Source organism: Pseudomonas sp. P5_B3, assembly GCF_056400405.1.
Genome location: NZ_JBFULI010000002.1, coordinates 17,786 through 30,651 on the forward strand (window position 1 = coordinate 17,786; position 12,866 = coordinate 30,651).

The window sequence follows — 12,866 nt, forward strand, 5'->3', positions numbered from 1 at the left end:
GCACCTGATAAATACTGGTCCAGCTTCTTCATTTGATCCTTGGTGTAATCAATCATGCAGCGACAATTCGACGATCTTCAGTTGGGCAGCATCGAGCTGTTTTGCCTGGCCGCCGAGGCCGGCAGTTTTACTGCCGCGGCGCTGGTGGCAGGCGTCACGCCCGCTGCCGTGAGCCGTTCGGTGTCGCGTATGGAAGAGCGCCTGGGTGTGCGCCTGTTTGCGCGCACCACCCGCAGCGTGAAGCTGACCGACAGTGGTCGCCGCTATTACGAGGAATGCCGCCAGGCCCTGGCGCAACTGGTCGAGGCCCAGCGTGAGGTGATGGGCCAGCAGCAAGTGCCGTCCGGTACTTTGCGCATCAGTATTCCGACCACCTACGCGCATCATCGAATCCTGCCGCTGTTGCCCGAATTTCGGGCGCGTTATCCGGCGGTGAAGGTCGAGTCGCACATCAGTAATCGCAACATCGATTTCGTCGGCGAAGGCTACGACATGGCGATTCGTGTGCGAGCCATCCCGGACTCCGGCCTGATCGCCCGACAGCTGGAAGACGCCGCCCTGGTGTTGATCGCCAGCCCTGATTACCTGAAACGGGCCGGCACCCCGCAAACCCTCGACGACCTCGAAAACCACGAATGCATTCAGTACGAATTGCCCAGCAGCGGCCGACGCATTGCCTGGTTGTTCAACGATGAAGGCGTGCCCCGGGAGATTCTGGCCGAGGGCAACCTCAGTTGTTCCGACGATGTACTGGGCGGTGTGACCCTGGCCAAACACGGGGCGGGGTTGTTTCAGACCTACCGTTTTATCGTGGAAAAGGAACTGGCCGACGGCTCGCTGGTGGAAGTACTCAAGCCCTATGGCGGGCGCTCGCGGCCATTCACGCTGCTTTACCCGCAAAGTCGTCATGTGCCGCTGCGCCTGAGGGCGTTCATTGATTTTCTGGTGGAGCATTTGCCGCGCTGAACACCGAAAGTGTCCGATCACCGCCCACAACCAGCCAGCGTGCCTTCACTTCAATTGACCAAATTAACTAGTTAGTACAATTTATCTCCACAGGCCGAAAACCTCGGCCGATTCCAAAAATAATAAGTGGAGAGATTCCGATGTCCCCTATCGTTCTGGTGCTCAACGGCCCGAACCTGAACCTGCTCGGCACCCGTGAACCGGCGACCTACGGCCACGAAACCCTGGCGGACATTTCGGCCCTGTGCGCACGCGCCGCTGAAGAGTTCGGTCTGGCAGTGGAGTTTCGCCAGACCAACCATGAAGGCGAATTGCTCGACTGGATTCACGCCGCCCGTGGTCGCTGCGCCGGGATCGTCATCAATCCTGCCGCGTGGACCCACACCTCGGTCGCCATCCGCGACGCCCTCGTCGCCAGCGAACTGCCGGTGATCGAAGTCCACCTGTCCAACGTCCACGCCCGCGAGCCGTTTCGCCACCACTCGTTCGTATCCGCCATTGCCACCGCCGTGCTGGCCGGTTTTGGCGGCCACGGCTATCGCCTGGCGCTGGAACACTTCAGCCATCGTTTGAAGGGGTGATCGCCGTGACTCAGAACAACGTGATACTGGCCGGGCTGATCGGCGCCGGCATCCAGGCTTCCCGCACACCAGCCTTACACGAGCATGAAGGCGATTCCCAGGGAATGCGTTACCTCTATCGCTTGATTGACCTCGATTCGTTGAAACTCGACAGCAACGCTCTACCCGACCTGCTGATGGCTGCCGAGCGCATGAACTTCACCGGATTGAACATCACCTTTCCCTGCAAGCAGGCAATCATCCCGTTGCTCGACGAACTTTCGCCGGAAGCCCGCGGTATCGGTGCGGTCAACACGGTGGTGTTCAAGGATGGCAAACGCATCGGCCACAACACCGACTGCCTGGGCTTTGCCGAGGGTTTTCGCCGGGGATTGAAGGGCGTTGCCGTTGAACGTGTCGTACAGATGGGCGCTGGCGGCGCAGGTGCTGCGGTGGCCCACGCGTTATTGAATGAAGGCGTACAACAGCTGAGCATTTTCGATGTGGACATCCGTCGCGCCCAGGATCTGGCTGACAACCTCAATCAGCATTTCGGCGTCGGGCGGGCGGTGGCTGGGTATGACCTGCCGAGCGCCATGACCCGGGCTGACGGCCTGGTGAACACCACGCCGATGGGCATGAAAAAACTGCCGGGCATGCCGGTGTCGGTCGCGTTGCTGCGGGCCGAATTGTGGGTGGCGGAGATCGTTTACTTCCCGCTGGAAACCGAACTGCTGCGCAACGCCCGCGCCATCGGTTGCCGGACGCTGGACGGCGGCAACATGGCGGTGTTTCAGGCGGTGAAGGCGTTCGAGTTGTTCAGCGGCGTGGTGCCTGATGCCCAGCGGATGCTTGAGCATTTCCAGAGCATGAATGGCTGAATGAGTGAAGTGAGGGGGCAATCCCCTCACCCCGCATCAGGCTTGCAGGTAGCGCAACACCGACTCGCAAATCATCTCCCGATGACGCTGCTTGACGCGTTCGTCCGGCAAGTCGATCTGGAAAATCTCACCCACGGTATGGCGGTTCGAAACGCGATAGAAGCAGAACGAACTGATCAGCAGATGCACGTCCAGCGGGACGAGTCCGGCGCGGAAGACACCCTCTTCAACGCCACGACGCAGAATCACATCGAGGGAATCGAGTACGGTGTTGTTCATCGCCCTGATCGCCTCGGAACGCTTCACATACTCGGCGTTGTGGATGTTTTCGATACTGACGATGCGCACGAAATCGACGTTGCGATCATGGTGATCGAAGGTGAATTCAACCATCCGCCGAATCGCTTCCACCGGAGCCAGTTCGGTCAGGTGCAGGCGGCTTTCGGTGTTGCGGATATCGCCGTAAAGCTTCTCCAGCACTTCGACGTAGAGCTGTTCCTTACTGCCGAAGTAGTAATAGATCATGCGCTTTGAGGTGTGGATGCGCTCGGCGATCGCATCGACGCGAGCACCGGAAAGCCCCTGCTGGACGAATTCGACAATCGCCTCCTGCAGGATGTTTTCGCGGGTCTTTTCCGGGTTGTTCTTGCGACTCTTGCGCGGCTCTGCACCCGGCTCTACGGAGGCTGCGGGGAGTTCTGAGGTCATTGTCATTGCGGGCTCACGGCCATCACTGCACAGGCTGGCGATTATGGGCCGCGCAACACAGTGAAGGAAGCCGCGCGGCCCACGTTTAATCCCGCGTTTACGAATTTCCTACAACTTCGCCTGGCGCAATGCGCCGCTACGGGATTTGGCCATGGCCGCCAGCCGCACCGCGACGTTGGCCGCGCCGTAGCCGGCATAACCGTTTTTACGCTGGATGATCTCAAAGAAGAATCGCCCCTCGAACGGCTCGGTGTACACATGAAACAGTTCACCGCCCTGGGCATCGCGGTCGTACAACACGTTGTAGTAGGCCAGTTCGCTGAGGAACTCGTCGTCGAAATCGAATCGCGCCGCCAGGTCATCGTAGTAGTTGAGCGGGATATCCAGCAGCGGCACACCCGCCTCTTTTGCACGGCTGACCTGGGCAAAGATGTCATCACAATCAAACGCGATGTGATGCACACCGGAGCCGCGATAACTCGACAGCGCGTGTGAGATCGCGGTGTTGCGGTTTTCGGAAATGTTCAGTGGCAGGCGGATCGAACTGTCGCGGCTGCGCAGGGCACGGCTCTTCACCAGACCATAAGGATCGGGCAACACGACTTCATCGTCCGCCTCGAAATCCAGCAGGCTCTTATAGAACAGTACCCAGCTGTCGAGGCTGTCTGCCGGCAGCGCCATGGCCATGTGGTCGATGCGTTTGAGGCCACCGCTGACCAGCGCTTGCGGGTACAGATTGAAGTCGGTGCCATAAACATCGGCGTGCTGATCCACCAGATAGATCAGGCTACCATCCGGCGCACGCACGGCCGCTAGTTCCAATTCGTTGGGGCCGACCAACCCGCGATAGGGCTGGCCCTTGTAGGCCACGGCTCGGGCCAATGCGCTGGCGCTGTCCTTGACCCGCACGGCGGTGGCACACAATGACGGGCCGTGGGCTTCGAAAAAGCTGTGGCCGAAGGAGTAAGGCTCCGAGTTCAGGATCAGGTTGATATCGCCCTGGCGCAGCAGGCTGACGCTCTTGGAACGATGCTGACCGGCCTTGACGAAACCTAGTCGCTCCAGCCAAAGGGAAAGCTTGGCGCCGAGGCTTTCGTCCACGGCAAACTCCAGAAACTCGATGCCGTTGTACTCGCTGGCCTTGGGCGTTTCGAACAGAATCCCGGGGTTGGCCGCAGGCTTGGCTTCCTGCGCCAGACGCGCGCGTGTTTTCTCTTCCAGGTACAACAACGAGCGCAAGCCGTCGGCGGCATTGGCCCGTGGCGGCGCGGCGCGGAAACCATCGTTGAAGATTTCCAGCGACAATGGCCCGGTGTACCCGCTCTTGATGATCGGTGCGAGGAACCCCGGCAGGTCGAATTCACCCTGGCCCGGGAAGCAGCGAAAATGCCGGCTCCACTCCAGCACGTCCATGGCCAGGATCGGCGCGTCAGCCATTTGCACGAAGAAGATCTTGTCGCCGGGAATCTCGGCGATAGCACTTGGATCGCCCTTGAGCGACAAGGTGTGAAAGCTGTCCAGCAACACGCCAAGGCTGGGGTGATCGGCCTGCCGCACGATGTTCCACACCTGTTGATATGTGTTCACATGCCGGCCCCAGGCCAGCGCTTCATAACCGATGCGCAGGCCGCGTGCCCCGGCGTGTTCAGCCAGCAGCCGCAAATCGTCGACCAGAATTTGTTCATCACCGATGGACTCGGCCGAGGCGTTGCTGCACACCAGCACCAGATCAGTGCCCAGTTCCTGCATCAGGTCGAACTTGCGCTCGGCGCGTTCCAGATTGCGCGACAATCGATCACGCCGACAGCCTTCGAAATCACGGAACGGTTGAAACAGGGTGATGGCGATCCCGAGATCGGCGCACATCTGTTTAATTTCCCGTGGGCTACCGTCGTAGTAGAGAAGATCGTTCTCGAAAATCTCGACGCCGTCGAACCCGGCGGCGGCAACGGCTTCGAGTTTTTCCGGCAGGGTACCGCTCAAGGATACGGTGGCAATGGAACGCTGCATATTTCGGCTCCCGGTGGAGGCTTCGGCTACAGGGAATTTGCGCCGCTTTTAAAAGAGTGAGCGGATTATTGAGCCGGGTTGTCCATTGGGCAATTTAAAGTGTACTACCCAGTTAGTTTTGTGTTCGATTATCGAACACAATGGTGGTTGGCGAATTGACGATTTTTTGTCCACTGCCCAACATCGCCCTCACATTAAGTCCGGACACGCAGCACCGGCCGCGATGTCCAAAACACCAAATAACAAATTCAAAAAACGGGTGGCACACATGATTCCTTCCCAAAGCTCTCGCATGGCTGCGGCCATGAACACCACTGCCGGTGGCATCGGCGACAAAATCCGCGGCGCCATGGCGGTCGGCAAAACCCGTTGGGGCATGCTGGCGCTGGTGTTTTTCGCCACCACCCTGAACTACATCGACCGCGCCGCCCTGGGCGTGATGCAGCCCATCCTGGCCAAGGAAATGAGCTGGACGGCGATGGATTACGCCAACATCAACTTCTGGTTCCAGGTGGGTTACGCCATCGGGTTCGTTCTGCAGGGCCGGTTGATCGACCGGGTCGGTGTCAAGCGCGTGTTCTTCTGCGCCGTTCTGCTCTGGAGCCTGGCGACCGGCGCCCACGGTCTGGCCACTTCGGCGGTCGGCTTCATGGTTTGTCGCTTCATCCTCGGCCTGACTGAAGCTGCGAACTACCCGGCTTGCGTGAAAACCACGCGCCTGTGGTTCCCGGCCGGCGAGCGCGCCGTGGCCACCGGTATCTTTAACGCTGGCACCAACGTCGGCGCGATGTTCACGCCGATGCTGCTGCCACTGATCCTGCACGTCTGGGGCTGGCAAGCCGCGTTCCTGTGCATGTCGGCACTGGGCGGGATCTGGCTGCTGTTCTGGGGCCTGAAGTACTTCAACCCGGAAGATCACCCGAGCGTCAAACAGTCGGAGCTGGACTACATCCAGAACGAAGTCGAGCCGGAACAAACCCGCGTACCCTTCTCGAAAATCCTGCGCATGCGTGGCACCTGGGCCTTCGCCCTCGCCTATTCGATGACCGCGCCGGTGTTCTGGTTCTACCTGTACTGGCTGCCGCCGTTCCTCAATCAGCAATACAACCTGGGCATCAACGTCACCCAGATGGGCATTCCGCTGATCATCATCTACCTCACTGCCGACTTCGGTAGCGTTGGCGGCGGCATCCTCTCCTCATTCCTGATCGGTCGCGGAGTCAACCCGATCAAGGCGCGACTGATGTCCATGTTCCTGTTCGCCTGCTGCATCATCGGCGTGATCATGGCGGCCGGCTCCAGCAACCTGTGGGTCGCGGTGTTCGCCATCTCCCTGGCCATCGGCGCACACCAGGCCTGGACTGCAAACATCTGGAGCCTGGTGATGGACTACACGCCCAAGCACATGATGAGTACGGTGTTCGGCTTCGGCGGCATGTGTGCGGCGATTGGCGGGATGTTCATGACCCAGTTGGTCGGCCATATCCTGACCGTCACCAACAACAACTACACCGTGCTGTTCACCATGATTCCGGCGATGTACTTCATTGCGCTGACCTGGATGTACTTCATGGCACCGCGCAAGATTCCGACCGTTACCGACTAACGTTCGGCGCCATGCCCCTGTGGGAGCGAGCCTGCTCGCTCCCACAGTTTTTTTAGCGGCGGCTTTGCTGCCACGCTGCTGCCAACCCGCTGCAGCAGATAACGGCAATGCCGAGCACGGTGGTCAGTGTCGGCGTATGGGAAAACAGCAGCCAGCCCAGCAGGCCGGCGAAGATGATCTGGCAATAGCTGAACGGTGCCAGCAGTGCCGGTGCCGCGAGGCGGAAAGCCTGGGTCAGGAACAGGTGTGCCGTCATCCCGCAGGCCCCCAGCGCCAGCATCATCGCGCCATGCATCAGGTTCGGCGTCTGCCAGAAGAACGGCACCAGCGCACTCATCACCAGCGTGTTGCACAAGCCTGCAAAGAAGTTGCTGGTGGTCGGGCTGTCGATCTCGCTGAGCTTGCGTGTCAGCAATTGATAGAAGCAGAAAAACAGTGCCGAGCAGAACGGCAGCAACACCGCCGGGGTAAACAGATCACCGCCGGGGTGAACGATGATCAGCACCCCGCTAAAACCGAATATCACCGCCAGCCATTGCCCTCGTGTCACTCGTTCCTTAAGCAGCGGCACCGACAACGCGGTGACCAGCACCGGAGCGAGGAAGTTGACCGATGTAGCCTCGGCCAGCGGGATGTACATCAAGCCTGTGGTGAACAACAGACTGGTACCCAGCAGGCACAGCGCCCGGATCAGCTGAAGCAATGGCCGTTTGGTACGCAGCACTCGCAGCCCGGATTGCGGCAGGAAAATCCCGGCCATCAGCAAGGTGTGAACCACGTAACGCGCCCAGACCACCATGACAATGGGATAAAAACCCGAGAGATATTTGGAGAAGGCGTCGTGGCTGGAAAACAGGAAGGTCGCGACAACGATCAGCAGGATCCCTTTGAAGGGCTGATTGACGCCGGAAAGCGGGGTGCTACTGGGCGACGTCAAGACGAAGTCCTTTTATGAGTGGAGGCGAGACCGGAATAATTTAGAACCTGGTTCCACTTTACGACATCAATGACTCAAGAAAGTGTGCGAATACCGCACGCTCTATTCAAGCAGACATCACGCTCAATAGAACAACTCTGACGCCTGGCTCGCCAGCGAAAGCTCTTCGGCATACTTCAACAAGGTCGACGCCAACTCATGCAAGCGCGCACCGGGCATTCGCGCGCTTGGCCCGGCAATACTGAGCACGCCGATAACCCGCCCATCCAGTGGATGACGGACCACGGCGGCAATCGCCGAGGTGCCCACCGCCGAACTTTCCTCGACCCAGGCGTAGCCTTGCTCCCGCGCCAGACGCAAGCGCTCCAGCAGTTCAATATTCGAACGCGGTGCATTAGGCCCGATGTCCCGAGGCAATTCGGCCMCTTGCCGCTCGACCAGCGACAGCGCCTCGGCATCGCTCATGCACGCCAGCCACGCATGCCCGGAAGCCGTGTAGAACAAAGGTGCATCGCGGCCCATGTCCGGGTCGTAGCGCAGACCCGAGCGGGCGCCTTGGGACTTGGCGATCCAGACGGGTCGCTCACCCTGGATCACCCCCAGACGCACCAATTCACCGGTTTCCCCGGCCAGTCGATCGAGCACCGGCTGAACGATATCCGCACCGCTGCCGGACAGGTATCGAAAGCCCATGGCCACCAGTTTGGTCGACAGGTGATAGCGCAAGTTGTCCGGATTCTGCCGCACGTAACCCAGGCGAATCAGTTCGGCGAGCAACCGATGAGTCGCGCTTTTAGGGATTTCCAGTTGCTCGGCCAACGTCTGCATCGGCAAACCCTGCGGTTCACCGGTCAGGCTTTCCAGCACGCTGAAGACACGTTCGATCTGACTGCCAGCCATGGTAGGCCCCAAACAAAATTTGGCTGATTCTAGAAGAGAAGCCCCACGAAGCAAAATTCGGAACCAGTCGCCCAACCGGCAGTCAGACAACCGGACTGGCGCTGCTCCCACTTGGCAGCAACACTCATCGCACGGAGCTTTACCCGGAACAGAAGAGGATTCCCACATGCTATGGAAAAAAGGCCGACGCAGCGACAACGTAGTCGACGCCCGTGACGATGATGTTGCCAGCGGTGGCAGTAGCGTGCGTTTTGGCGGTGGCAAAGGCCTGAGCCTGACGGCGATCCTCCTGATCGTCGGCATTGGCTGGATTACCGGCCAGGACCCGCTGCAAATCCTCGGCCAACTGACCGGGCAAATGGAGCAGCAATCGGCGCCCGCCACCCACCAGACTCGCAAGGCGCCACCGGCCAATGATGAAGGCGCGGAATTTGTGCGTTCAATCCTCGGCGACACCGAGGACACCTGGGGTGCGATATTCCAGCAGGCCGGCCGCCAATATAAGGACCCGACCCTGGTGCTGTTCAGCAACCGCGTGAATTCGGCCTGCGGCCTGGCCACCTCGGCGACCGGCCCGTTCTATTGCCCGGCCGACCAGAAAGTCTACCTGGACATGGCGTTCTTCCAGGAAATGTCCCAACGCTTTTCCGCCGCGGGCGACTTCGCCCAGGCCTACGTGATCGCTCACGAAGTCGGACACCATGTGCAAACATTGCTCGGGGTTTCCGCGAAAATTCAGGCCGCACGCCAACAAGGCCGGCAGATGGAAGGCGACGGCGGGTTGCTGGTTCGTCAGGAACTGCAAGCCGACTGCCTGGCCGGCGTCTGGGCCAACAATGCGCAGAAGCGCCTGAACTGGCTGGAGCCGGGCGACATTGAAGAAGCATTGAACGCAGCGAATGCCATCGGCGACGATCGTTTGCAGCAACAGGGTCAGGGCCGCGTGGTCCCGGACTCGTTCACCCACGGTACGTCGGCGCAACGGGTGCGCTGGTTCAAAACCGGTTTCGCCCAAGGCCAGGTAAGCCAGTGCGATACCTTTGCGACGAAAAATCTGTAAATGAAGAATTGGTTGCTGGCTGTACTGATCGTTAGCGCAAGTGCCCAGGCTGCGGAACATGGCGTCAAGGAACTCAGCCCCGGGCGCCTGCTGTTGAAATCAGGTGAAATAGCGGTGGGCATCAGCCCCGCCCCGGCAAAGATCGAACGGGTGCTGATCCTCATCCACGGGCGCTCGCGCAATGCGCAAACCTATCTGCAAAGCGGCGAACACGCCGCCGAACTCGCCGGACAGAGCGCGATGACACTGGTGATCGCCCCGCAGTTTCTCAATGAAACCGACGTTGCGGTCCATCCGGTGGCCGACACGGTTTTGCGTTGGCAAGACAATGAGTGGATGGCCGGCGGAGAGTCCACGGCGCCGTTTCGGCTGAGTTCCTACGCCGCGCTCGACGAAATCATCGCCCGCCTGGGTGACCGCCAGCAGTTTCCGGAGGTGAAGCAAATCGTCATCGCCGGGCACTCCGGCGGCGCGCAGGTGGTTCAGCGCTATGCATTGCTCGGTCACGCGCAGTCCGGCCTCGATGCGGCTGGCGTGCAGGTGCGCTACGTGATCGCCAATCCGTCCTCCTACGCTTATTTCGATGAGCGCCGGCCCGTGGCGTTCAGCCACGCGGGGTGCCCGCAGTTCAATCGCTGGAAATATGGGTTGACGGATTTGCCCGCTTACGCCGAAGGACAAACTCCCGCACAACTGCAGGAAAAGTACCTCAAGCGTGACATCGTTTATCTACTGGGCCAGCAGGACACCGACCCGAATCATCCGGCGCTGGACAAGAGCTGTGAGGCCAGGGCGCAAGGGCCGTATCGATTGGCGCGCGGGCGTTTTTACTTTGATTATCTGAAGCGGCTGCAACCGCAAGGGTTGAAGCAGCAACTGGTTGAAGTGCCAGGAGTCGGGCATGACGGGGATGGGATGTTTATCTCGCCGCAGGGGCAGAAGGCTTTGTTTGGTCAGTAGGTTATGTACTGCCTGATCTGACGCCATCGCGAGCAAGCTCGCTCCCACAAGGATTTTGCGGTGAACACATCATTTGTGAACACCAGAGATCACATGTGGGAGCGAGCTTGCTCGCGATGGCGATTTAGCAGGCGACAAACTCTTCAAGCCAACAGCATCTGCCGCAACTCCACACAATCCGCCGCATGCCAGTCGGTCAATTCCGGCCATGGATTATCCGGCAGATTCACCAGCACCGTGCGTGCACCCGCCGCTCGCCCGCAATCGAGATCGAAGCGGTAATCACCGACCATCACCATCTCGCTCGCCGGCACCTTCCACGCATCGGCCAGTTTCAGCAGCCCGCCCGGATGCGGTTTGGGCGGAGCATCATCGCGGCCCAACACATCCTCCAGTGCAAAGCAGTCGGCCAGGCCAATGGCCTCCAGCGTGACATGCGCCAACTCCCGGGCATTGCGCGTGAGAATGCCCAGGCGATAACCGCGCCCGGCCAGCTCGCGCACCAACTCCACTGCGCCCGGTGCCGGTTGCGAACCGAGGGCCAGGTCCCGCTCATGCTCCAGCAGCCACGCATGTTTGGCTGCGGCTTCATCGGCCGGCAGCGCGGCGAGGTGGGTCAGGATGTCGTGTTCGGCAGGGATCGCCAACGCCACGCGAATGGCCGCGAAGTCGTGCACGGCGACCGTCAGGGTGCCGTCCATGTCGAACACCCAGTGACGCAAGTCGGCCAGGCTCATGCCCAGTCCTTGCGATGACGGATCAAGCCTTCCTGAGTGACCGAGGCCACCAGTTGCCCGGCGCGGTTGTATACGCTGCCACGGGAGAACCCACGCGAGTTGCCGGCCCACGGGCTGTCCATCGCGTAGAGCAACCAGTCATCGGCACGCAGATCCTGATGGAACCATAGTGCGTGATCGAGGCTGGCGACCTGCATGTCCTTGTGCCACACCGACTTGCCGTGGGGCTGCATCGAGGTGGTCAACAAGCCAAAGTCCGATGCGTAGGCGAGCAAATACTTATGCAGCGCCGGCGAATCGGCCAAAGCCCCGTCGGCGCGAAACCAGACGTACTTGACCGGGTCGGACGGCAGCGGGTTATAGGGATCTTTCTCGGTCACCGGGCGGAATTCGATCGGCTTGGGGCACAACAGCTTTTCGCGCATTTTCTCGGGGATCAGATGCGCGCGTTGCTGGGTGATCTCCAGCTCCGATGGCAGATTTTCCGGACCGACCACGACCGGCATTTCGCTCTGGTGCTGAAAGCCTTCCTCGTCGTACTGGAACGACGCACTGCACGTGAAGATCGGGTGGCCTTTCTGGATCGCCGTCACCCGGCGCGTGCTGAAACTGCCACCGTCACGCACCCGGTCAACCTGATACACCACCGGCAGCCCGGCATCGCCCGGACGCAGGAAATAGCCGTGCATCGAATGCACATGGCGCGCCTCTTCAACCGTCTGACTGGCCGCCGACAGCGACTGGCCGAGCACCTGACCACCGAACAACTGACGAAAACCCAGGTCCTGGCTGCGGCCGCGGAACAGGTTTTCTTCGATCGGTTCCAGGGTCAGCAGGTCGACCAGATCATCCAACACTTGGCTCATTCAGATGCTCCTCACGCAAAACATTGCCGCGCAGCCTTGGCTGCAACGGTCGGTTCAGTTTCTGGACCGGGCCCATGAGGGCCATTGTAAACGTCCGTGTCAGGTTATCCATGCAAGGTTTGCAGCCATTGTTCGCGGCTGATGCGATACAGCACATGCCGACGCAACGGATGATCGGCCTCGAGTCGCGGGTGATCGAAGTCATACGCCGGATCATGGTGCATGCCGATGGCCTGCATGACTTTCTCTGACGGCAGATTGGTTTGCGTCGTGAAGGCCACAACCTCTTTCAGCGGCAAGCGGTCGAACCCGCAGCGCAGAGCGGTCCAGGCCGCTTCACTGGCATAACCGAGGCCCCAGTGCTCGCGGGCCAGGCGCCAACCGATTTCCGTGGCGGGGGTGAAAGGCGCGTCGAATCCGACCACGCTCAGCCCGGTAAACCCGATGAACTGGCCAGAGTCCTTTCGCTGCAAGGCCCAAAGACCATAACCGTGCTCGGCGAAATGACCACGGATTCGCCCGATCAATGATGCGCTTTCCAGCCGGCTCAAGGTTGCCGGGAAATAGCGCATCACCTGCGGATCGGCACACATCGCCGCAAAGTCCGCTAAATCTTCATCGCGCCACTGGCGCAACAGCAGTCGAGCGCTTTCAAGCTCCAGTATTGGCTCCATC

The 12,866-nt window shown here is 60.2% G+C and carries 13 protein-coding genes; 6 read left to right on the forward strand and 7 right to left on the reverse strand.

From position 1 onward, the window contains the following. Window positions 1-54 precede the first annotated feature (54 nt). From AC1DRN_RS01310 to AC1DRN_RS01320, 3 genes are all read left to right on the forward strand, one after another. A complete protein-coding gene (locus tag AC1DRN_RS01310; RefSeq protein ID WP_223461017.1) occupies window positions 55-966 on the forward strand; it encodes a LysR family transcriptional regulator in 912 nt (303 codons plus the stop codon). A gap of 140 nt (window positions 967-1,106) precedes the next feature. Next, window positions 1,107-1,547 (forward strand): type II 3-dehydroquinate dehydratase, encoded by a 441-nt coding sequence (aroQ, locus tag AC1DRN_RS01315; protein ID WP_223461015.1) that lies wholly within the window; start codon window positions 1,107-1,109, stop codon window positions 1,545-1,547. 5 nt (window positions 1,548-1,552) lie between these two features. Beyond that, window positions 1,553-2,407, forward strand: coding sequence for a shikimate dehydrogenase (locus AC1DRN_RS01320; protein ID WP_223461013.1), 855 nt, complete (start codon window positions 1,553-1,555; stop codon window positions 2,405-2,407). Between the two features lie 36 nt (window positions 2,408-2,443). Here the strand turns inward: AC1DRN_RS01320 and AC1DRN_RS01325 are convergent, their stop codons facing one another. Both AC1DRN_RS01325 and quiC read right to left on the reverse strand, forming a co-directional pair. Next, window positions 2,444-3,121, reverse strand: a complete 678-nt coding sequence (locus AC1DRN_RS01325; RefSeq protein WP_223461011.1) for a TetR/AcrR family transcriptional regulator — start codon at window positions 3,119-3,121, stop codon at window positions 2,444-2,446. A 102-nt stretch (window positions 3,122-3,223) separates the two neighbouring features. Next, window positions 3,224-5,125 (reverse strand): 3-dehydroshikimate dehydratase QuiC, encoded by a 1,902-nt coding sequence (gene quiC / locus AC1DRN_RS01330; protein WP_223461008.1) that lies wholly within the window; start codon window positions 5,123-5,125, stop codon window positions 3,224-3,226. Window positions 5,126-5,393: 268 nt separating this feature from the next. Between quiC and AC1DRN_RS01335 the strand changes: the two genes are divergently transcribed. Then, the gene (locus AC1DRN_RS01335) at window positions 5,394-6,731 is read left to right on the forward strand and encodes an MFS transporter (RefSeq protein ID WP_223461006.1); all 1,338 of its coding nucleotides are present in this window, start codon (window positions 5,394-5,396) and stop codon (window positions 6,729-6,731) included. Window positions 6,732-6,783: 52 nt separating this feature from the next. On the opposite strand, the gene AC1DRN_RS01340 is transcribed toward AC1DRN_RS01335, so the two are convergent. Together AC1DRN_RS01340 and AC1DRN_RS01345 are read right to left on the reverse strand one after the other, a co-directional pair. Then, window positions 6,784-7,668 (reverse strand): DMT family transporter, encoded by an 885-nt coding sequence (locus tag AC1DRN_RS01340; protein WP_223461004.1) that lies wholly within the window; start codon window positions 7,666-7,668, stop codon window positions 6,784-6,786. Window positions 7,669-7,791: 123 nt separating this feature from the next. Continuing rightward, window positions 7,792-8,568, reverse strand: coding sequence for an IclR family transcriptional regulator (locus AC1DRN_RS01345; protein ID WP_477786608.1), 777 nt, complete (start codon window positions 8,566-8,568; stop codon window positions 7,792-7,794). A gap of 166 nt (window positions 8,569-8,734) precedes the next feature. Between AC1DRN_RS01345 and ypfJ the strand changes: the two genes are divergently transcribed. Further along, window positions 8,735-9,628, forward strand: a complete 894-nt coding sequence (gene ypfJ / locus AC1DRN_RS01350; RefSeq protein ID WP_223461000.1) for a KPN_02809 family neutral zinc metallopeptidase — start codon at window positions 8,735-8,737, stop codon at window positions 9,626-9,628. Then, on the forward strand, window positions 9,629-10,588 hold the full coding sequence (locus tag AC1DRN_RS01355; RefSeq protein WP_223460998.1) for an alpha/beta fold hydrolase: 960 nt from the start codon (window positions 9,629-9,631) through the stop codon (window positions 10,586-10,588). Between the two features lie 143 nt (window positions 10,589-10,731). On the opposite strand, the gene AC1DRN_RS01360 is transcribed toward AC1DRN_RS01355, so the two are convergent. The 3 genes from AC1DRN_RS01360 to AC1DRN_RS01370 form a co-directional block, all read right to left on the reverse strand. Continuing rightward, the gene (locus tag AC1DRN_RS01360) at window positions 10,732-11,325 is read right to left on the reverse strand and encodes an HAD family hydrolase (protein ID WP_223460996.1); all 594 of its coding nucleotides are present in this window, start codon (window positions 11,323-11,325) and stop codon (window positions 10,732-10,734) included. Beyond that, window positions 11,322-12,191 (reverse strand): acyl-CoA thioesterase II, encoded by an 870-nt coding sequence (gene tesB / locus AC1DRN_RS01365; protein WP_223460994.1) that lies wholly within the window; start codon window positions 12,189-12,191, stop codon window positions 11,322-11,324. The genes AC1DRN_RS01360 and tesB overlap by 4 nt, the downstream gene beginning before the upstream one ends. Window positions 12,192-12,295: 104 nt before the next feature. After that, window positions 12,296-12,865 (reverse strand): GNAT family N-acetyltransferase, encoded by a 570-nt coding sequence (locus AC1DRN_RS01370; protein WP_223460992.1) that lies wholly within the window; start codon window positions 12,863-12,865, stop codon window positions 12,296-12,298. Between the last annotated feature and the right edge of the window lies 1 nt (window position 12,866).